General features: G+C 71.8%; 14 protein-coding genes and 1 pseudogene. 7 read left to right on the top strand and 8 right to left on the bottom strand.

Annotation, left to right across the window (positions count from 1 at the left end; genetic code table 11):
- Positions 1-59: 59 nt before the first annotated feature.
- The 3 genes from ACSU6M_RS18320 to ACSU6M_RS18310 all read right to left on the bottom strand — a co-directional run bounded on the left by ACSU6M_RS18320 (position 60) and on the right by ACSU6M_RS18310 (position 2,928).
- Positions 60-1,688: a polyamine aminopropyltransferase gene (locus ACSU6M_RS18320; protein ID WP_437070825.1), complete on the bottom strand. Its 1,629-nt coding sequence runs from the start codon at positions 1,686-1,688 to the stop codon at positions 60-62.
- Between the two features lie 95 nt (positions 1,689-1,783).
- Positions 1,784-2,305 (bottom strand): DUF2617 family protein, encoded by a 522-nt coding sequence (locus tag ACSU6M_RS18315; RefSeq protein WP_437070824.1) that lies wholly within the window; start codon positions 2,303-2,305, stop codon positions 1,784-1,786.
- Positions 2,306-2,661: 356 nt separating this feature from the next.
- Positions 2,662-2,928 carry a hypothetical protein gene (locus ACSU6M_RS18310; RefSeq protein WP_437070823.1) on the bottom strand — a complete coding sequence of 89 codons (267 nt, stop codon included), beginning with the start codon at positions 2,926-2,928 and terminating at the stop codon, positions 2,662-2,664.
- A 128-nt stretch (positions 2,929-3,056) separates the two neighbouring features.
- Between ACSU6M_RS18310 and ACSU6M_RS18305 the strand changes: the two genes are divergently transcribed.
- Positions 3,057-4,253 carry a pyridoxal phosphate-dependent aminotransferase gene (locus ACSU6M_RS18305; protein ID WP_437070822.1) on the top strand — a complete coding sequence of 399 codons (1,197 nt, stop codon included), beginning with the start codon at positions 3,057-3,059 and terminating at the stop codon, positions 4,251-4,253.
- Positions 4,254-4,533: 280 nt separating this feature from the next.
- Here ACSU6M_RS18305 and ACSU6M_RS18300 read toward each other — a convergent pair whose 3' ends face one another.
- Positions 4,534-5,070 carry a YbjN domain-containing protein gene (locus tag ACSU6M_RS18300; protein ID WP_437070821.1) on the bottom strand — a complete coding sequence of 179 codons (537 nt, stop codon included), beginning with the start codon at positions 5,068-5,070 and terminating at the stop codon, positions 4,534-4,536.
- Positions 5,071-5,281: 211 nt separating this feature from the next.
- Positions 5,282-7,879 carry an ATP-dependent chaperone ClpB gene (gene clpB, locus ACSU6M_RS18295; protein ID WP_437070820.1) on the bottom strand — a complete coding sequence of 866 codons (2,598 nt, stop codon included), beginning with the start codon at positions 7,877-7,879 and terminating at the stop codon, positions 5,282-5,284.
- Between the two features lie 135 nt (positions 7,880-8,014).
- Here clpB and ACSU6M_RS18290 point away from each other — a divergent pair, with 135 nt between their 5' ends.
- On the top strand, positions 8,015-8,455 hold the full coding sequence (locus ACSU6M_RS18290) for a pyridoxamine 5'-phosphate oxidase family protein (protein WP_437070819.1): 441 nt from the start codon (positions 8,015-8,017) through the stop codon (positions 8,453-8,455).
- A gap of 135 nt (positions 8,456-8,590) precedes the next feature.
- Here the strand turns inward: ACSU6M_RS18290 and ACSU6M_RS18285 are convergent, their stop codons facing one another.
- Positions 8,591-8,929, bottom strand: coding sequence for a hypothetical protein (locus ACSU6M_RS18285; protein WP_437070818.1), 339 nt, complete (start codon positions 8,927-8,929; stop codon positions 8,591-8,593).
- 280 nt (positions 8,930-9,209) lie between these two features.
- Here ACSU6M_RS18285 and ACSU6M_RS18280 point away from each other — a divergent pair.
- Positions 9,210-10,219 (top strand): annotated as a pseudogene (locus tag ACSU6M_RS18280) (helix-turn-helix transcriptional regulator).
- Positions 10,220-10,283: 64 nt separating this feature from the next.
- Positions 10,284-11,273, top strand: coding sequence for a LuxR C-terminal-related transcriptional regulator (locus ACSU6M_RS18275; protein ID WP_437070817.1), 990 nt, complete (start codon positions 10,284-10,286; stop codon positions 11,271-11,273).
- On the opposite strand, the gene ACSU6M_RS18270 is transcribed toward ACSU6M_RS18275, so the two are convergent.
- On the bottom strand, positions 11,236-12,276 hold the full coding sequence (locus ACSU6M_RS18270) for a helix-turn-helix transcriptional regulator (RefSeq protein WP_437070816.1): 1,041 nt from the start codon (positions 12,274-12,276) through the stop codon (positions 11,236-11,238). The genes ACSU6M_RS18275 and ACSU6M_RS18270 overlap by 38 nt on opposite strands.
- 287 nt (positions 12,277-12,563) lie before the next feature.
- Positions 12,564-13,670, bottom strand: coding sequence for a sugar ABC transporter substrate-binding protein (locus tag ACSU6M_RS18265; protein WP_437070815.1), 1,107 nt, complete (start codon positions 13,668-13,670; stop codon positions 12,564-12,566).
- 246 nt (positions 13,671-13,916) lie between these two features.
- Between ACSU6M_RS18265 and ACSU6M_RS18260 the strand changes: the two genes are divergently transcribed.
- From ACSU6M_RS18260 to ACSU6M_RS18250, 3 genes are all read left to right on the top strand, one after another.
- A complete protein-coding gene (locus tag ACSU6M_RS18260) occupies positions 13,917-15,611 on the top strand; it encodes a fibronectin type III domain-containing protein (RefSeq protein ID WP_437070814.1) in 1,695 nt (564 codons plus the stop codon).
- A gap of 66 nt (positions 15,612-15,677) precedes the next feature.
- Entirely contained in the window at positions 15,678-17,702 is a 2,025-nt protein-coding gene (locus ACSU6M_RS18255; RefSeq protein WP_437070813.1) for a PA14 domain-containing protein, read from the top strand.
- Positions 17,703-17,708: 6 nt separating this feature from the next.
- Positions 17,709-19,757: a PA14 domain-containing protein gene (locus ACSU6M_RS18250; RefSeq protein ID WP_437070812.1), complete on the top strand. Its 2,049-nt coding sequence runs from the start codon at positions 17,709-17,711 to the stop codon at positions 19,755-19,757.
- The last annotated feature ends 164 nt before the right edge of the window (positions 19,758-19,921 follow it).

Below are 19,921 nucleotides of genomic sequence, written 5' to 3'. Positions count from 1 at the left end.
GGGGGACCCGGCGGCCCGCCTCCTGCCCCTCGGGGCGGGGGCGGGCCGCCGTCGTGCGCTCAGTACCGCGGGTGCACCAGGGTGGACACCGGGGCGTCGGCAACGCGGGTGCGCTCGGCGGCCAGGGCGCCCTCGGCGAGGTCGGCGGCGGTGAGGGTGCGGGGGGTGCCGGTGACGCGCAGGGCGGGCGGTTCGCCGGGGGCGGCGAGGAGGAAGCCCCAGTCGTGCGGGGGGCGGGCGGACTCGGCGGTGCGGTCGGGGCCGGCGGCGAAACCGGCGGCGCGTCCGTCGACCAGATAGGGGGAGGTGGCCAGGCCCGCGGCGCGCAGGGTGGCCTCCACCGTCCAGTAGGCGCGGGGGCGGGTGGTGACCGGTCCGGCGTGCACGACGAGCCGGCCGCCGTCGTCGAGGGCGCGGCGGGCCAGGCCGTAGAACTCCTGCGAGTACAGCTTGGTGCTGGCCGTGATGCCGGGGTCGGGCAGATCGGCGACGACCACGTCGTACGCGGCCGGGGGCGCCGCGCGCAGCCAGCCGAAGGCGTCGGCGGTGCTGACGTGGACGCGCGGGTCGGCGTACACCCGGCCGTTGAGGGCGGCGAGGGCCGGGTCGTTGCGGGCGAGGCGGATCAGGCCGGCGTCGATCTCGACGATGTCCAGGCGGACCACGCCGGGGTGGCGCAGCACCTCGCGGGCGGCGAGGCCGTCACCGCCGCCGAGGACGACGACGCGTGCGTGCGGGCCGTTCATCGCGGGGTGGACCAGCGCCTCGTGGTAGCGGCGTTCGTCATGGCCGCTGACCCGCAGGCGGCCGTCCAGGAAGAGGTCCAGGGGCCGTCCCCCGGTGCCTCCGGTGAGCACGATCTCCTGGACGCCCGTCTGGAGGGCCACGCGCACATCGGGTCCGTAGACCGCCTGGCGGGCGGCGCGTTCGAAGTCGTCGACGAGGACGGCGGCGGCGGCGAGCACGCCGAGCACGGTCAGGTTGGCGGCGATCAGCAGCCAGCGGCCGCGGCGGGTGAGGTCGCGGTGGAACAGGCCGAGGACGAGGGCGCCGCCGACGACGACGTTGACCGCGCCGGTGAGCATCGCGCTGGTCAACTGGCCCAGCGCGGGCAGCAGCAGGAACGGGAAGGCGAGGCCGCCGACGAGGGCGCCCACGTAGTCGGCGGCGAACAGGTCGGCGACGGCGCCGCCCGCGTCCTGGCGGCGGATGCGCTGTATCAGCTCCATCAGGAGGGGGACTTCGGCGCCGATGAGGATGCCGGTGGCCAGCGAGAAGGCGACCAGCAGGGCGCGCGGGCCGCCCGCCCACAGTCCGCCCCAGGCGCCGGTCCAGGCGAACACCGCGTACAGCGCCATTGCGCTGCATCCGCCGACGAGCGCGAGGACCGCCTCGATCGCCCCGAACCCGGCGGCGGCGCGCGGGCGCAGGCGTTTGGCGGCGAGGGAGCCGATGCCCATCGCGAAGACCATGACGGACAGCACGACGGACGCCTGGGTGACCGAATCACCCATCAGATACGAGGCGAACGCGACGAGTTGGAGCTCGTAGACCAGCCCGCAGGCCGCGCAGACGAAGACGCACGCCAGGACCAGGAAGCGCCCGGTGCCCGGCCGGACGGGCAGCCGCGCGGACCCGCGCCACGAGAGCGGGGCGCCGGGCGGGGCCGGGGCGTGCGGATCGATCACGACTGCGACGTTACGTCACGCCTCGGGCACGCTTCGTCACCCACACGTGTGGAAGTGGCGGCGCGGCGGCCGAGGGACGTTTCGTCCCGGCCCCGTCACCCGGCCGGGACCGGCTCCCGGACGCCCACGCGGGTGCGGGTGGCGACCAGTTGGCCGTCCTGCGGGTAGGCGTGCCAGGTGCGCCAGTGGACCTGGCCCTCGTGGCGCTGGGCGAGCAGGGCGGTGAAGGCGTGCGGACTGCCGGGGAAGACGCCCGCGAGGCCGTTGGGGTGGTCGGAGACCAGGGCCAGCAACTCCTGGGCGCGGCCCGCGAAGGAGCCCGGGGAGAGCACCTCCACGCGGGCGGCGAACTCGTACTCCCAGTCGCCCACCCGCTTGGCGACGCCGAGCGGCAGCGGGGTGCTGCTGCCGGGGATGCACGCCACCGTCTCGGAGCAGTTGACCTCGTTCTCCTCCAGCAGTACCTGGTGCGAGGCGCCCAGGAGTCTCAACTGCAGTCTCGCTCCGGCGAGTCGGAGGTCGAGGGTGGCCAGTGCCGGGAGCGGCTCGCGCCCGAGGCACCAGGCGAGGTCGGCCGCGCGCGTGTCGGTGTAGGAGGTCTTCAGGGTCGTGAGCATGGATCGGCTCCGCTAGCACGCAAAAGAAGGCGGTGTGGGTCCGGTGCATCCCGGAAGGCACCGGGTGTTCGGCCCGGTCAGCCCGGTCGGCGGACGGTGTCCGAGGGACGTCCGTGGGGCTGCGTAGGTGATTTAGAGGGAATCATGAACTGTGGCGTCACCACAGCGCTTTTACCCAACTTCGTAGGGTTTCCATCCCTCAGAGGGCTTCACTGCTCAACTGTTCAACCAGGGCGTACGCCTGAACGATGACGGCGTACGCCGGGGCGCCCGGGAACGCGAGGCGCCCGCCGGGCGGGGCCCGGCGGGCGCTGGTCGTGGATGCGATCCCCCGTTCGGAGCTCGGCTGCCCCGTGTCAGCTGCCTCCGCCGCATCCACCGCCGCCACCGCCGCACGATGACGAGGATCCGCCGCACGAGGAGGATCCTCCGCCGCACGAGCTGCCGCTGTCTCCCCCGCCGGCCCACCAGCCGCCGTCAGCGGCCCCGTGGTGCCGGCGGTGGCTCGCGACCGTGTAGTGCCCCGCATGGCGACGGCGGTTGCGCCCGGTCTCGCTCACCGAGGCGAGGACCGCCACCACCACGACGACGGCGACCGCCGCCAGGATGAAGCCGACGAACATGGCGTCACCCTCCTTCCGGTTCCCCCGAAGCGGCCCCCCGTGGGCGCCTCGTTCCTGCGTGACTCGGGGATGCCCGCACCGCGGACGCCCCAAAGCAGAGTTGAGGAAGTCCAGAGCTTCGGCGCAGGATGGCCGCCATGACCTCCACCGCGCGCCCTCTCCTCAACCGCCGGCTCGCCGCGTTCGGGACGACGATCTTCGCCGAGATGTCGGCGCTGGCCCTGCGCACCGGCTCGATCAACCTCGGCCAGGGCTTCCCGGACACCGACGGCCCAAAGGAGGTCAGGGAGGCGGCGGTGCGGGCGCTGCGCGACGGCCGCGGCAACCAGTACCCGCCGGGGCCCGGCGTCCCCGAGCTGCGCACCGCGATCGCCGCGCACCAGGAGCGGTGGTACGGGCTGACGTACGACCCGGACGCCGAGGTGCTGGTCACGGCGGGCGCCACCGAGGCGATCGCCGCGGCCCTGCTGGCGCTGCTGGAGCCCGGCGACGAGGTCGTCGCGCTGGAGCCGTACTACGACTCCTACGCGGCCTGCATCGCGATGGCGGGCGGCACCCGGGTACCGGTGACGCTGCGCCCGTACGACGGCGCCTTCCGGCTGGACCTGGACGAGCTGCGGGGCGCGGTCACCGACCGCACCCGGCTGCTGCTGGTCAACACCCCGCACAACCCGACCGGCACGGTCCTCACCCGCGCGGAGCTGACCGCGATCGCGGAGCTCGCGGTGGAGCGGGACCTGCTGGTGGTGACGGACGAGGTGTACGAGCACCTGGTGTTCGACGGGGCCGAGCACGTACCGCTGGCGTCCCTGCCCGGAATGCGCGAGCGCACGGTGACGATCGGCTCGGCGGGCAAGACGTTCTCGTTCACCGGCTGGAAGGTCGGCTGGATCACCGCCGCGCCCGCGCTGGTGTCGGCGGTGCGCGCCGCGAAGCAGTTCCTGACGTACGTCTGCTCGGGCCCCTTCCAGTACGCGGTCGCCGAGGCCCTCGCGCTGCCCGACGGCTACTTCTCCGCCTTCCGCGAGGACATGCTGGCCAAGCGGGACCTGCTGGCGGCGGGGCTGAGGCAAGCGGGCTTCGAGGTGTTCACGCCGGCCGGCACGTACTTCATCACCACCGACATCAGGCCCCTCGGCTTCGAGGACGGCTTCGCCTTCTGCCGGGCCCTGCCGGAACGCGCCGGTGTGGTCGCCATCCCCAACGCCGTCTTCTACGACCACCGGGAGGCGGGAGCCCCGTTCGTACGGTTCGCCTTCTGCAAGCGCACGGGTAAGTTGCGCGAAGCAATCGAGAGGCTGTCTGACCTGCGGAAACACCTCTGACAGCGCGGAGCCCCGCCCGGGTGACCGAACTTCGCCGGCCGCTCCGCGCTGGCCCCTTGTTGCGTGATGTGCTCAGCCGATACGACGCAACGCACACCCGCGAATCCAATGCGGCGAGGCTCCTGATCACTGGCCTGATGGCACCTGCGCCGCCTCCCCGCGCTGACGCGGGGGACGACGGCCGCGCGAGGCTGCCCGCAGTGCGGTCCGCACGTCGAGAGCCCGGCCGGGGCACACCCTCACGAGGGGGGGTGCCCCGGCCGGGCTCTTGTCGGTGGACCTACTCCCCCGCCTCGCCGTCCTCCGGCTTGTCGGCGTCGTTGACCTCGCCCTCCAGGCCGAGCTGCTCGACCAGCCAGCGGTCGAACTCGATGGCCGCGCGGACCCAGCTCACCGTCGAGGACACGAAGTGCTCGATGCTCACCCCCGTGCCGATCAGCATCTGCGCCTCGCCGATCAGGCGGACCGTGCCGTCGTCGTGGGTGTGGGTGTACACCTTCGGCCACAGGGTGCGGCGGTTCCAGTCGTCGATCGACTCCAGGAGCTGCGGCTTCTGCTCGATCTCGTGCGGCCGGTCGTAGAACGTCCGCACCGAGAAGATCTGCTGCTCGCCCTCGCCGCGGAACATGAAGTACGTACGGAACTGCTCCCACGGCGCCGCGAGGTCTCCCTCCTCGTCGACGACGTACTTCAGCTCCATCTGGTCGAGGAGCTGCTTCACAAGGTCCTGGTCCGGGACGACGGGGCCCGCCGGTCCTTGGGGCTGCGGCTGGGGCTGGCCCCCGAAGTTCGGAATCGAGGACGGGTCGATGCTCACCGTGAATTTCCCTTCGTACGGATTCCGTCATCCTCCCCCATGCGGGGAGGGGCGTGGCAACCCCCGGCGGGCCGAGTAAGCCGTCGGCGGACATGATCCGGCCGATCGCAGCACACGGGGGCCCGCCCCCGGACGAGGGCGGGCCGCACAAGGGTGCCCGAGGGTGCCCGCGGGGCCGCGGGAGGGCGCCCACAGGGCCGCGGGAGGGTGCCTACAGGGTCTTCCCGGTGGCCGGGCCGACCAGGAGGCCGTCGCCGAAGGTGTCGACGCGGACGGTGTCGCCGTCCTTGATCTCGCCGGCCAGGATCTCCTTGGCGAGGCGGTCGCCGATGGCGGTCTGGACGAGCCGGCGCAGCGGGCGGGCGCCGTAGGCCGGGTCGTTGCCCTCGTCGGCGAGCCAGGCCAGGGCCGCGTCGGTGACCTCCAGGGTGAGACGGCGCTCGGCGAGGCGGCGGGCCAGGCGGTCGATCTGGAGGCGGGCGATGCGGCCCAGCTCGTCCTTGGTCAGCGCGGAGAAGACCACCAGGTCGTCCAGGCGGTTGAGGAACTCCGGCTTGAAGGACGCCCGGACCACCTCCAGGACCTGCTCCTTCTTCTGCTCCTCGGTGGTCAGCGGGTCCATCAGGAACTGGCTGCCCAGGTTGGAGGTCAGGATCAGGATGGTGTTGCGGAAGTCGACCGTGCGGCCCTGGCCGTCGGTGAGCCGGCCGTCGTCGAGGACCTGGAGCAGGATGTCGAAGACCTCGGGGTGGGCCTTCTCCACCTCGTCCAGCAGGACCACGGAGTACGGGCGGCGGCGGACCGCCTCCGTCAGCTGGCCGCCCTCCTCGTAGCCGACGTAGCCGGGGGGCGCGCCGACCAGGCGGGCGACGCTGTGCTTCTCGCTGTACTCCGACATGTCGATGCGGACCATGGCCCGCTCGTCGTCGAAGAGGAAGTCGGCGAGCGCCTTGGCCAGCTCGGTCTTGCCGACACCGGTCGGGCCGAGGAAGAGGAAGGAGCCGGTGGGCCGGTCCGGGTCGGCGATGCCGGCGCGGGAGCGGCGTACGGCGTCCGACACCGCGCGCACCGCCTCGCTCTGGCCGATCAGCCGCTTGCCCAGCTCCTCCTCCATGCGCAGCAGCTTCTGCGTCTCGCCCTCCAGGAGCCGGCCGGCCGGGATGCCGGTCCAGGAGGCGACGACGTCGGCGATGTCGTCGGAGCCGACCTCCTCCTTGACCATGGTGTCCTTGGCGGCCTGCTCCTCGGCCTGCGAGGCGGCCGCCAGATCGCGCTCGACGGCCGGGATCTCGCCGTACAGCAGCTTGGAGGCGGTGTCGAAGTCGCCGTCGCGCTGGGCGCGCTCGGCCTGGCCGCGCAGGTCGTCGAGCTTCTCCTTCAGCTCACCGACCCGGTTCAGGGACTGCTTCTCCTTCTCCCAGCGGGCGGTCAGGCCCCGCAGCTCCTCCTCCTTGTCGGCGAGGTCGCGGCGCAGCTTCTCCAGGCGCTCCTTGGATGCCTGGTCGGTCTCCTTGCTGAGGGCCAGCTCCTCCATCTTCAGCCGGTCGACGGCGCGCTGGAGCTCGTCGATCTCGACGGGGGACGAGTCGATCTCCATACGGAGGCGGGAGGCGGCCTCGTCGACGAGGTCGATGGCCTTGTCGGGCAGGAAGCGGGAGGTGATGTACCGGTCGGAGAGGGTGGCGGCGGCGACCAGGGCCGCGTCCGCGATCTGCACCTTGTGGTGGGCCTCGTAGCGGCCCTTGAGTCCGCGCAGGATGGCGATGGTGTCCTCGACGGACGGCTCGGCGACCAGCACCTGCTGGAAGCGGCGTTCCAGGGCGGGGTCCTTCTCGATCCGCTCCCGGTACTCGTCGAGCGTGGTCGCGCCGACCATGCGCAGCTCACCGCGGGCCAGCATGGGCTTGAGCATGTTGCCGGCGTCCATCGCGGAGTCGCCGCCGGCGCCCGCGCCGACGACGGTGTGCAGCTCGTCGATGAAGGTGATGATCTGCCCGTCGGACGCCTTGATCTCGGCGAGGACGGTCTTCAGCCGCTCCTCGAACTCGCCGCGGTACTTGGCGCCCGCCACCATCGCGCCGAGGTCCAGCGCGACGAGCCGCTTGTTCTTCAGCGACTCGGGCACATCGCCCTTGACGATCCGCTGGGCGAGTCCCTCGACGACGGCGGTCTTGCCGACGCCGGGCTCGCCGATGAGGACGGGGTTGTTCTTGGTGCGGCGGGACAGCACCTGCACCACGCGCCGGATCTCGGTGTCCCGACCGATGACGGGGTCGAGCTTGCCCTCACGGGCGGCGGCGGTGAAGTCGGTGCCGAACTTCTCCAGCGCCTTGTACGAGCCCTCGGGGTCGGCGGTGGTGACGCGCCGCCCGCCGCGGGCCTTCCGGAAGGCGTCCAGCAGCTTCTCGGCGGTGGCGCCCTGCCGGGCGAGGACCTCGCCGGCGGCCCCGCCCTTGGCGGCGATGCCGATGAGCAGGTGCTCGGTGGACAGGTACTCGTCCCCGAGGTCCTTGGCCCGCGCCTGGGCGTCGGCGATGACGGCCAGCAGCTCGCGGTTGGGCTGCGGCGGCGCGACGGTGGACCCGGTCACGCTGGGCAGCGCGGCGAGCGCCTTCTCGGCGCCGGCCCGGACCGCGGCCTGGTCGGCGTCGACGGCGGCGAGCAGATCGACGATGTTCTCGTTGTCCTGTCCCTGGAGCAGAGCCAGGAGCAGGTGGGCAGGCGTCAGGTCCGGGTGCCCCTCGGTCACGGCGCGGTTGCTGGCCGCGTTGATCGCGTCCCGGCTCCGGTTGGTCAGCTCGGCGTCCACGTATCCGTTCTCCTCCTGTGCGTCAGCCGTCGGGTGCCACGTCTTCCCCGTGCTGACTCATCCAACGTACACAAAGTTGAGTCTATTCCACTCAAGGCGGCGCCGGGAGGGGCGTCGGCGGGTTAGGTTCCGGGCATGACGACGACGACCGAGAGCCCGCGGCGGGGCACCTACTCCCTGGACCCGGGCGATCCCGATCCGGCCTATCTGGCCTTCTGGCGGGAACGGCACCTGTGCACGCTGACGACCCTGCGCCCGGACGGCAGCCCCCATGTGGTGCCGGTCGGCGTGACCTACGACCCCGAGGCCCGCCTCGCCCGCGTCATCACCAGCGGCTCCAGCAGCAAGGCCCGGCATGTGCTGGCCGCCGGAGCGGAGGGCGCGCGGGTGGCCGTGTGCCAGGTGGACGGGCGGCGCTGGGCGACGCTGGAGGGGCGGGCGTACGTCCGGACGGAGCCGGACCGGGTGGCCGAGGCGGTGCGCCGCTACGCCGAGCGCTACGAGCGGACGCCGTCGCCGAACCCGTCCCGCGTAGTGATCGAGATCGAGTTGACGCGGGCGCTGGGACGGGGCTGAATCCGGCCATGCCGGGGAGCGGGCGATGTCGTGAGATGTCCCGTAAAACTGCAGCGGCGTCACCGTGTTCAGGTCACGGTGACGCCGCTGCGGGGGGAAGCACCTGAGGCGATCTGTTGCGACGGGGGAATCGCGTCAGGCGCTGCGGGGGGTGGCCGAGATGGTCCGTGGGCCGGGGGTGCCCGTCGGTTCCGCCAGCCGGTGGTCTCGCTGGTCGAGGTTCACGAAGATCATTCCGTACCGGATGGCACAGCGCACCGGCTGCGGCGCCCCGCGCGGCCGCCGCAGACACCGGAACGCCCGGACATCGCCGTCCTCGTCGCGGGTGACGACGACGGGCTCGCCGAAGACGGTCACCATCAGGGAGTCACCGTTGTGGGGGAGGGCGGTGACCAGGTCGATGAAGTGCCAGCCGGAGCGGTAGGCGGTGGCCATTTCACGGCGGAACGAGCGGTCGTCAGGAGGAGTAGTCATGGCAATCAGTCCCAGGAAGAGTCATCGGTGGCGCCACCACCGACAGGCACCATGACCGAACCGATGTCGGCGGCCCGAACATCACTCGACTTGCCGGTGAGGCCGCTCACGGCCCCCAGGACCACAACGGCGGAAAGAGCAGCGGCAAGTACCGAGCGAAGCATTCTCTTACGCATAGTCGGCTTCGTCCTCACTCGATGGTCCCCTCTTCCCCCGTCGGGTAAGACGATGGCTCATTCAGGCACGTCATGGCCACACAATCGGTGCATCATGTTCCTGCATGTTCAGGACCCTGGGGGGTGGAGAATTGGGGAATACGGACGCAAAAGGGACACATCCCCACGCCATAACCGATCTGTGCGCGGAGGGTAGTCGCCTGTACACCACCGCTCTGCGTACCGGCCGCGTCGCACGTGCGGAGGTGGCGTCGGCGCCCTGTTTGACGGAGTTCGCCCTTCTCCTGCCGGATCCCGACGACATCAACTGGCTGCGCCCCGTGCCGCCCTCGATCGCTCTGGCGCAACATCTGCACCCTATCGAGCGCGAGATCACCGAGCGTCGCCGTTTGTCTCTGCAACTCGCCGACGTATTCGAGCCGTTCATGGCCGCCAGCGCTCCGGAGGCCGGCGGCACGCACTCGATCACGGTCCTGGAGGGCCGCGACCGCATCAACGCGGCCCTCAACATCGCCACTTCCGAGTGCCACACCGAGATGCTCACCGTGCAGCCCGGCAAGCGGCGCCTGGAGAGCAACCTCCTGAAGGGGCTGGAGCGCGACCGCCCACTGCTCGACCGCGGGGTCCGCCTGCGCACGCTCTACCAGCACACCGCGCGGCACAGTCCCGAAACCCTCGCGTACGTCGAGCAGATCGCAGACGGCAAGGTCGAGATCCGCACCATCGACGAACTCGTCGAGCGCCTCATCATCTGCGACGAGACCGTGGCCTTCATCCCCATCCAGGAGGACCGTCAGGTCGCCCTGGAGCTGCGCCACCCCGGACTGGTCCGCTACCTCATCAAGGTCTTCGAGTTCATGTGGACCCGCGCGGTCCCGCTCAAGATCGGCACCCCTACGAAACCGACCCCGACGGCATCACGGACATCCAGTACTCCATCGCCAAGCTGCTGGTCGAGGGCCATGTGGACGAGGCCATCGCCCGCCGCCTCGGGATGAACGTGCGCACCTGCCGGGCGCACATCGCCAAGCTGGCCACCGCCCTGGGCAGCGGAAGCCGTGCCCAACTCGGCTTCCTCATCGCCCAGTCGGGGATTCTGGACCGGGACCACTGAATGCCGGCCGCATCGGCTGCCTGATCGCCCACTCGGGCATCCTCGAACGGGAGGGAGCACATCCGTGACCCCAGCGCCGCACCCGGACCACGGGGCCGACGAGCTGTGCCCCGTCGGCACGCAGGTCTATGAGAAAGCGCTCCGCGAAGGGCATGTGCACCGCTCGGACACGGAGGCGGCGCCCTGTCTGCTCGACCACGGACTGCTGCACCCGGCCGTCACCGCGCCGCACCGGCTGGAACCGGTCGCACCGGCCCTCGCCCTGCACCGCCTGCTGCAGTCCTCCGCGCAGGCCATCGCCGAACAGCGGCGGCGCGAGGCACGGCTGGCGGAGGTGTTCGAGCCGCTGATGCGCATCGACGGGCGGCCGACCTCGCCGGCCGACATCCCCGCCGTGACCGTGCTCAGCGGCACGGAGCGCATCAACCGGGCCATCACCGAGGCCATGGCGCAGGCGACCGGCGAGGTGCTGTGCGTCCAGCCCAACAGCAACTACGCCAACCCCCGCGGGGAACGGGCGCAGGCCGTCGCGCTCGCCAGGGACCAGGAACTGCTCGATCGCGGGCTGCGGATCCGCACCCTCTACCAGCACACCCAGCGGCACATGCCCCTCGTCGCCGCGCGGTACGAGCAGCTCAGGGGGGCCGCGGAGGCGCGCACCCTCGACGAGATCACCGACCGGCTGATCGTCGTGGACCGCAGCGTCGCCTTCATCCCCGGCGACAAGGACGGCAGCCTCGCGCTGGAGGTACGGGTCCCGGCGCTGGTCGAGTACCTCGCCACCGCCTTCGACCGGCTGTGGCGGCTGGCGACGCCGATGTACCCGCAGGCCGTGGAGCAGCCGACCCTCGACGGGATCACCCCCCGGCAACGGGCCATCGCCGCGCTGCTGGTGGAGGGGCACACCGACGCCGTCATCGCCGACCGCCTCGGCATGAACATCCGTACCGCCCGCGTCCACATCGCCAAACTCGCCGCCACCCTCGGCAGCGACAGCCGGGCGCAGCTCGGCTACCTCATCGCACGGTCGGGGATCCTGGATCGGGAAGGGTGACGCCGGCGGGCGCGGCGTCGGGCGCCGGGCCGTCCAGGCCGACCTGGGCGATGCGGACGCCCAGCTGGGTGCGGCTGGCCGCGCCGAGGGTCTCGGAGAGGCGGGCGATATGGGCCCGGCAGGTGCGCACGCTGATGCCGAGGCGTTCGGCGATGACCGCGTCCTGGTGGCCCTCGGCGAGCAGCGCGGCGATGGACTGCTCGCGGTGGGAGATGCCGTCGATGGCGGGTTCGGGGATGGCCGTCGTCAACGGGATCGCCGCTCGCCACAGGCGCTCGAAGACCGTCGCCAGGTATTCGACCAGGCCGGGGTGGCGCAGTTCGAGGGCCACCGTGCGGTCGGCGTTGGCGGGGATGAAGGCGACCGTGCGGTCGAAGAGGATGAGGCGGTCGATGACCTCGTCGAGGGTGCGTGCCTCGACGGCGTCGCCCATCAGTTCCAGGTAGTGCAGCAGTCCCTGCCCGTGCCGGGCCACATGGTTGTACAGGTCGCGCATCCGTACCCCGCGGGAGCGCAGCGCCAGCGCCCGGTGCAGGCCCTCGGTGAGCTCGTGCTCGCGCCGGATGCCGCCGGGCTGCACGGTGAGCACCTCGGAGACGCAGGCGTCGGTCGCCTCGTCGAGGGCGGCCTGGATCCGGGCGGGGCCGTCCAGGACACGGAGCGCGCTGCCCTCACCGCCGGAGGCGCTGTGCGCGGCGCCGCCCAGACCGGCGTACCGCTCGACGGCGGCCACCGCCGCGCCCACCCGTCGCTGGCTGGCGCTGACCTCGTCGTAGACCCCGCGCAGCAGCCGGGTCATGACCTCCTGGGGCGCGGTGGGCACCAGCCAGTCCATGTCGTCGGGGTCGGGGTGCAGCAGGGCCAGGTCGAGGAGGCAGGTCGCCTGCTCGGCCTCCGCCCGGGGCACCCGGCCACGGCGTACGGCCCGGGTGTACAGCCGGTCCCCGAGCTCGCACAGCCGGTCGGCACCGTGCGGGTGCTCCTCGGTCCCGTGCCCGGCCATCGCCCATCCCACCCCCGACTCCCGCCTCTCGCAGCGCAACTATGCGCGGCCCGGACCGGCTCCCGCAACACGGCTCTTCCCGGTTCGACGGCGGTGATGCACGCCCTCGCCCGGGTTTGTCCGGGCCCCCGGAACATCCGCGTGCAACAAGCTGAAGGCAGCGACGCCCCGGACGCGCCCGGCGCCGGGCACAGCCGCCCGAGGAGGCGTCCGGTGCGCTGCGGGCGGGCCGTACCCAGGCGGTTGCGGATGCCGGGAGGGTGAGGGTGAGGGTGGGAGCGGCGGGACTACGTGAGGCCGATCTCGTCGCAGTCGTCCTTGAGCTTGGCCGTGCAGATCTCGGACAGCTTGTAGATGCCGTCGGCGACGACCGTCTCGGCGATGTTCTCCCGCGTGAGGGCCACCACGCCGACGAGCTGGGCGGGGATGTCCTGGTGGGTGGGGCTGTCGACCTTGTCGCGGGTGAGGGCGTCGAACTGGATGTCGCGGCCCTGGACCCGGGCGACGGCCATCTCGGCGGCGGCCTCGGCCTCGGCGGGGTAGGACTTGTAGACGCTCATGTACTGCTCGCCGGAGACGACCCGCTGCACGGCGTCCAGTTCCGCGTCCTGGCCGGTGATGGGCGGCAGCTCGGTGACCCCGGCAGCCTCCAGGGCCTTGATGATGCCGCCCGCCATGGCGTCGTTGGCGGAGTAGACGCCGACGATGTTGTCCGCACCGATCGCGCCGATCGCCTCGGCCATGTTGGCCTGGGCGTTCTTGGGGTCCCAGTCCTTGGTGTCGTAGGTCTTGGCGATCGTCACCTTGCCGTTGAGCTCCGACAGCGCGCCGTCCTTGAACTGGGCGGCGTTGGGGTCGGTGGGCGAGCCGTTCATCATGACGATCTTGTCGGAGGAGTCGACCTGGGGGCCCATGGCCTCCAGCAGGGTGCGGCCCTGCACCTCGCCGACCAGCTCGTTGTCGAAGGAGACGTACGCGTCGATGGGGCCCTCGGCCAGGCGGTCGTAGGCGATGACGGGGATGCCGGCGTCCTTGGCGCGCTGCACCGCGTCCGCGATGGCGTGCGCGTCGACGGCGTCGAGGAGGATGACGTCGACGCTGTCGGCGATCATCTTCTCCAGCTGGTTCTCCTGCTTGTCCGCGTCCGACTCGGCGTTGGCGTACTCGACCTTGCCCTTGCCCCCGGTGAGCGAGGCGACCTTGTTCTTGATGATGGGGTGGTCGAACTTCTCGTAGCGGGAGTTCACCTTCTCCGGCAGCAGCAGGCCCACGGTGATGTCGTTGCCCTTCGTGGGGCTCGCGTCGCTGCTGTCCCCGGTCTCGTCGAGTACGCCGCAGCCGGCGAGCGAGAGGGTCAGCGTGGACGCGACCACGGATATGGCGATACGACGCATTCGGGGGCTCACTTCAGTGCGTTGCGGACATGGGCGCAACATCACGCCCAGGTGACTGAAAAGCCAACGCGGCGGCGACTGCCAGCGTCAAGGGTTATCACTTAACGAGATGACAACATCACGTTCCGCTCGGTATGTGAAGACGCAGGGGAATCCCCGTACAACCAATGCGTTTCCTCGCTGGTCGTGATCACGACGGGTTCACGGAATCTCCGCCCGCCGCCACGATCCCGACTCGAGGACCGAATGAAGCCAGCCAGACGCACGACCTCCGCCGTCGCGACCGCCGTCGCGCTGACCACCGCCGGCGGGCTGCTCACGGCCGTCTCCGGCCCGGCCTCCGCCGCCACGGCGTGCGGCTCCCCCGTCTTCACCCGGCAGTTCTTCGCGAACACGACGTTCTCCGGAATCCCGAAGAAAACGGACTGCGACCGCGCGGTGGACGAGTCGTGGGGTGCGGCGGCGCCCGCCTCGGGCCTGCCGTCGGACCGATTCGGCGTCCGCTGGACGGTGACCCGCGACTTCGGCTCCGGCGGCCCCTTCACCTTCACCGCCTCCGCCCAGGACGGCATACGCGTCCATCTGGACGGCGTCCGCCGGATCGACCTGTGGAAAAACATCTCGTCCACGGCGTCGAAAACGGTGAATGTCACCATTCCCTCCGGAAAGCACACTCTCCGCGTCGATTTCGTGAATTGGACGGGCCACGCGAACGTCAAGTTCGCCTATTCGCCCCGCACTTCGGCGACCGTCGACACCGTCCGCCCCCTCGCCCCCACCGGCACGGCCGTCACCTACGACCCGGCCACCGGCAGGGCGAAGGTCACCTGGGCGCGCAACAAGGAGATGGACCTCGCCGGCTACCGCGTCTACCGGCGGCTGTCCGGCAGCGGCAGCTGGACGTGGCTGACCGGCACGACGGCGACCTCCTTCACCGATGCCCCGCCCGCGACCGGGGACACCTACGTCTACGAGGTCCGCGCCCACGACAAGGCCGGCAACCGGTCGGCGGGCGGCGCCGACCGCGCCGTCACCACCGCGGACCGCACCGCGCCCGCCGTCCCCTCCGCGGTCACCGCCACCGACGGCCAGCCCGGCGTCACCGTGGCCTGGACCGCCGTACCGGGCGCGACCGCCTATCTGGTGCACCGGCGCTGGGACGACGACGGCGGGGACAACCCCGTCACCCAGGTCGCCAAGGTGACGGCGGCCTCCTGGCGGGACGCCACGGTCAAGGAGGGCCTGTACTACAGCTACTGGGTGACCGCCGTGGACGCGGCGGGCAACCGGTCCGCGAAGTCGGCCCCGCGGTCCGTGTACCACGGCGACTGGGCGCCCTCGGCCCCCACCGGCCTGACGGCGGCCCCGGTGGCCGGCAGCGGCATCCGGCTGACCTGGAAGGCACCGCTCTCGCCGCCGGTGTACGACATCGGCCGCTACCGGATCTACGCCGACGGCGAGCTCGTCGACGAGGTGACGGCGAGCCGGCTCACCTACCTCGACGAGTGGGTGGGGCACGGCACCGCGTACACCTACACGGTCACCGCCGTCGACCACCAGGGCCAGGAGTCCGCCCCGTCGGCGCCGGCCACGGCCACCGCCCCGGCCACCGGCCTCGCCCCCGCGCCCGTCGCCGGGCTGCGCGGGTGGATGTACGGCACCGACGTCGCACTGGAGTGGCAGCCCAACACCGAGGACGACGTCCACCACTACGACGTCTACCGCGCCGTCCGGACCGACGACGTCTGGCGGTACGAGAAGCAGACCGAGGTCCGGCACGGGGACGAGCCGCGGCTCTCCTACGTCACCGACTTCCACGAGCCCCAGGGCGAGGAGGCCCGCTGGGCCGTCGTCGCCGTCGACCACGCCGGCAACTCCCGCTTCACCAGCGGCGAGCCGTTCTCGTACGTCACCGTCCTGGAGACCCCGAGCCGGCCCTGACGCACCTTCGGTCACGGCCCCCTCGGGCCGCGGCCCCGACCGCTGTACCGCTCTGAGAGAGGACCCATGTACCGAACCGGACGCACCACAGCCGCCACCGCCACCGCGGTGGTGCTCGCCGCCACCGGCGGGCTTCTGACCGCGCTCACCGCACCCGCCGCCGCGGCCGGGGGCTGCGCCACGAACACCTTCACCCGGCAGATCTACGCGAACACCACCTTCTCCGGCACCCCGAAGAAGACCGACTGCGACAAGGCCGTCGCCGAGAACTGGGGCAGCGGCTCCCCCGCCACCGGGGTGCCGTCGAACAACTTCGGCGTCCGCTGGACGCTGACCCGCGACTTCGGCTCCGGCGGCCCCTTCGCCTTCAGCGCCTCCACCCAGGACGGCATACGCGTCTACCTCGACGGCGTCCGCAAGATCGACCTGTGGAAGAACGTCTCCTCCAACGCCACCAAGACGCTCAACCTCACCATCCCGCGCGGCAAGCACACCCTGCGCGTCGACTACGTCAACTTCACCGGCACCGCCAACGTCAAGTTCGCCTACGCCCCGCGCACCGCGCCGAGCGTCGACAAGGTCGCGCCGCTCGCGCCCACGGGCGTCACCGCGACCTACGACGAGGCCACCGGCCGGGCGAAGGTGGCCTGGGCGCGCAACAAGGAGATGGACGTCGCCGGGTACCGCGTGTACCGGGCCGACGAGCACAGCGCCGAGTTCCTCCTGGCGAGCGACCCGCACGCCCTGGTGACGGGGACCTCCTGGGCCCAGCCGCTCAGCCCGACGGGCGCCGGGTACCTCTACGAGGTGCGCGCCGTGGACCGGGCCGGCAACGAGTCCCGCGGCAGCGCCGACCAGTTCCTGCGCACCCCCGACCGCCTCGCCCCGACGCTCACCGCGCCGACCGGCAGCCACGACAACTGGCTGGGCGTGAGCCTGGAGTGGACGGCCGACGAGCAGGGCCTGACGTTCGACGTGTACCGCGCCTCCGACCCGGCCGGCGAGTTCAGCAGGCTGGCGACGGTGAGCACGCCCGCCCACCGGGACGAGACGGCGCCCTACGGCGAGACCTCGTACTACCGCGTCACCGCCACCGACGCCGCCGGCAACACCACCACCTCGCCGGTGCTGGAGTTCCACCGCCCGGCGGCGGTGCCCTCCCTGTCCGGCGCGGTCAACAACACCGAGGACACGGGCATCCAGCTGTCCTGGACCTCGCCCGCGGCGGGCCCCTCCGAGTTCCGCGTCTACCGCTGGGACCGCTCCGACGAGACGTCCGTGCCCGAGCCCATCGCCTGCGCGCCCTACCGCACCGGCGACCTCGGGGACCCGCGGCCGCAGTACGCGTGCGACGACCTCACCGCCGAGCTGGGCAGGTCGTACGGGTACCGGGTGCACACCGTCGACGCCCTCGGCCGTGAGTCGGAGCCCTCGCAGCCGGCCGGCGTCACGCGCGCCGACCGTTTCGCGCCGCCCGCCGTCACCGGCCTCGCCCACACCAGCACCGAGTACGGCACGGAACTGCGCTGGGACGAGAGCCCCGCCCCCGACCTCGGTTCGTACGTGGTCCACCGGGCCCCGGCCGACGACCCGGCCACCCTCACCCGGATCGCCACCCTGGAGCCGGGCACCACCCGGTACGCCGATGTGCAGGTGGCCGACGACGAGTCCTGGGTCTACTACGTCGACGCGGTCGACGTGCTCGGCCACTCCCTCCACGCCGACGGCTCCCCGGCGGAGGTCGCCCGCGTCGAGGTCAACGAGTACCACCTCGCCCCCGGCTACAACATCCCCTTCACCTACGACTGGTCGCTGACCGCGGCCACCGAGGCGAACCGGGCCCGGCTGTCCTGGACCTGCACCACCGGCTCGTGCACGGCCGCCGGCTTCCACGTCTACCGCTGGAACCGTGTCACGGAGACCTGGGACCGGCTGACCGAGCAGCCCCTGCCGGGCGACACCCGGACCTACACTGACGCCGCCACCCCGAGCGGCACCACCAGCCACTACGCCATCACGGCCGTCGCCGCGAACGGTACGGAGCTCGGCGCTCCGCACACCTCCGTCGCGACCGCCCCGACCGGAGCCTGACCCGACATGACATCCCGCACCACCGGCCTGCGGCGAGCCACGGCCACCACCGCCGTCCTCGCCGCGGCCGGCGGCCTCCTCACGGCCGCCGCCACGCCCGCCTCGGCGGCCGTCACCTGCGCCTCCCCCGTCTTCAAGCGCCAGTTCTTCGCGAACACCACCTTCTCCGGCACCCCGAAGAAGACCGACTGCGACAGCACGGTCGCCGAGAACTGGGGCACCGGCTCCCCCGCGGCCGGCCTGCCGTCGAACTCCTTCGGCGTCCGCTGGAGCGTCACCCGCGACTTCGGCTCCGGCGGCCCGTTCGCCCTCACCGCCTCCACCCAGGACGGCATACGCGTCTACCTGGACGGCGTCCGCAAGATCGACCTGTGGAAGAACGTCTCGTCCAACGTCACGAAGACGGTCAACCTCACCGTCCCCAGCGGCAGGCACAGCCTCCGCGTCGACTACGTCAACTGGACGGGCACCGCGAACGTCAGGTTCGCCTACACCCCGCGCACCTCGGCCACCGTCGACAAGGTCAGACCGCTGATGCCGGCCGGCGCCTCCGTCACGTACGACCAGGCCACCGGCAACGCCCGGCTGACCTGGGCGCGGAACAAGGAGATGGACCTCGCGGGATACCGGATCCACCGGCGGCTGAAGGGCACCTCCTTCGGCAGCACCCCGCTGGCCACGACCACCTCCACGACGTACACCGACACCACCCTGCCGGAGAACGGCGGCGTCTACTACTACGAGATCCGCGCCTACGACAGGGCCGGCAACACCTCCACCGGCAGCGCCGACCTCGGAGTGACCACGGCGGACAGGACCGCGCCCGCCGCACCGGTGCTGACGGTCACGAGCACCGCGGACGCCAACCACCTCTCCTGGACCGGCCCCTCGGACGCCGTCGCCTACTCGGTCTTCAGCAAGAAGACCTCGGAGACCGCCTGGACCGAGCACCCCGAGACCACCGCCACCAGCTGGTCGGACACCTCGGCGCAGTACCTCGTGTCGTACGACTACAAGGTCCTCGCCCATGACGCGGCCGGGAACCGCACCTACTCCGCCGTCGTCAGCGGCCGCCCCACCATCGCCCCGCCGCGGAACGTCACGGCCACCACCCCGCCGTGGGGCGCGGTGATCAGCTGGACCGAGCCCGCGGAGGGCGGCACCGCGCAGTACATCGTCCTGCGCTCCCCGGCCGCCGCGGACGGCACCCGCACCTGGTCGGAGGCCGGCTGCCGGGACCGCAAGACGGGCACCGACGCGTCGGGCGCCACGGTGTACACCTGCACCGACTACGACGGCGACCAGGGGGCGACGTACGCCTATGTGGTGCGGCGCAAGGACACCTCCGGCCGCTGGTCGGCGGGGTCACCGGAGATTCTCGTCACCCGCCCCGGCGACGAGATCGCCCCGCCGGCGGTGACCAACCTGACCGCCGAGGCCCTGGAGTACGGCGTCGAGCTCGACTGGGACCCGAGCCCGGCGGCGGAGGAGGTGGCCGAGTACCGGATCTACACGCAGGTCTCGGACCACTACGACCCCGAGTACGTCACCACGGTGGACGCCCCCGCCTCGGAGGTCGTGGTGAGGATGCCGGCGGACGGTGAGCAGCACCGCTACGTCGTCACCGCCGTGGACCGCTACGGCAACGAGCTGGAGTACATCGGCGACCCAGAGGGCGACGGGACGTACTGGACCGGGCCGGTGGCCACGACCCGCGTCACCGAGCTGGATCTGCGCCCCACGACGTCCCCGGCCACCGACGGCGGCAACTGCGACCTGGGCGCCTTCCCGGACGACTCCGGCCGCGTCGAGGTCGACCCGTACTGCTACGGCGCCCGCTTCACCGAGGCCGACGGCTACCACGTCCACCGCTGGGACCGCGCGGCGAACACCTGGGTCCGGCTGACCGACGTCCCCGTGACGGCGGACGCCTGGTTCGACACCTCGGCACCCGCCGGGACCACGGTGTACTACGTGGTCTCGTTCACCGGCGCGGCGGGCGAGGCGGACTACACCGAGGTGGCGGACGCCGTGACCCCGCCGGGTGGCAGCTGACCCCAAACCCCGCTGTGACCAGCGGAATTGATGCCTCCGGCGCTGTTGCGAAGCGGTGACGAAGTGCCGATGGATCAAGGATGAAAAAAGAGTGAAGATAGGTGCACCGCAGGGCGCCGGGGGGCTCGGGAGACCGAGGTCCGGACGCAGGCGGGGCACCTTTC

The sequence above is a fragment of the Streptomyces sp. enrichment culture genome, from assembly GCF_964272895.1.
Lineage (GTDB): Bacteria > Actinomycetota > Actinomycetes > Streptomycetales > Streptomycetaceae > Streptomyces.
Note: the sequence above shows the minus strand (reverse complement) of the source record. Positions and strands in the feature narration are given on the sequence as shown.

Bases quoted from the DNA above. Each gene is read 5' to 3' on its own strand.
- ACSU6M_RS18285 (WP_437070818.1), bottom strand. From the start codon at position 8,929: ATGACTACTCCTCCTGACGACCGCTCGTTCCGCCGTGAAATGGCCACC.
- ACSU6M_RS18315 (WP_437070824.1), bottom strand. From the start codon at position 2,305: ATGCTCACGACCCTGAAGACCTCCTACACCGACACGCGCGCGGCCGAC.
- ACSU6M_RS18310 (WP_437070823.1), bottom strand. From the start codon at position 2,928: ATGTTCGTCGGCTTCATCCTGGCGGCGGTCGCCGTCGTCGTGGTGGTG.
- ACSU6M_RS18270 (WP_437070816.1), bottom strand. From the start codon at position 12,276: ATGGCCGGGCACGGGACCGAGGAGCACCCGCACGGTGCCGACCGGCTG.
- ACSU6M_RS18305 (WP_437070822.1), top strand. From the start codon at position 3,057: ATGGCCGCCATGACCTCCACCGCGCGCCCTCTCCTCAACCGCCGGCTC.
- ACSU6M_RS18290 (WP_437070819.1), top strand. From the start codon at position 8,015: ATGACGACGACGACCGAGAGCCCGCGGCGGGGCACCTACTCCCTGGAC.
- ACSU6M_RS18260 (WP_437070814.1), top strand. From the start codon at position 13,917: ATGAAGCCAGCCAGACGCACGACCTCCGCCGTCGCGACCGCCGTCGCG.
- ACSU6M_RS18265 (WP_437070815.1), bottom strand. From the start codon at position 13,670: ATGCGTCGTATCGCCATATCCGTGGTCGCGTCCACGCTGACCCTCTCG.
- ACSU6M_RS18250 (WP_437070812.1), top strand. From the start codon at position 17,709: ATGACATCCCGCACCACCGGCCTGCGGCGAGCCACGGCCACCACCGCC.
- ACSU6M_RS18255 (WP_437070813.1), top strand. From the start codon at position 15,678: ATGTACCGAACCGGACGCACCACAGCCGCCACCGCCACCGCGGTGGTG.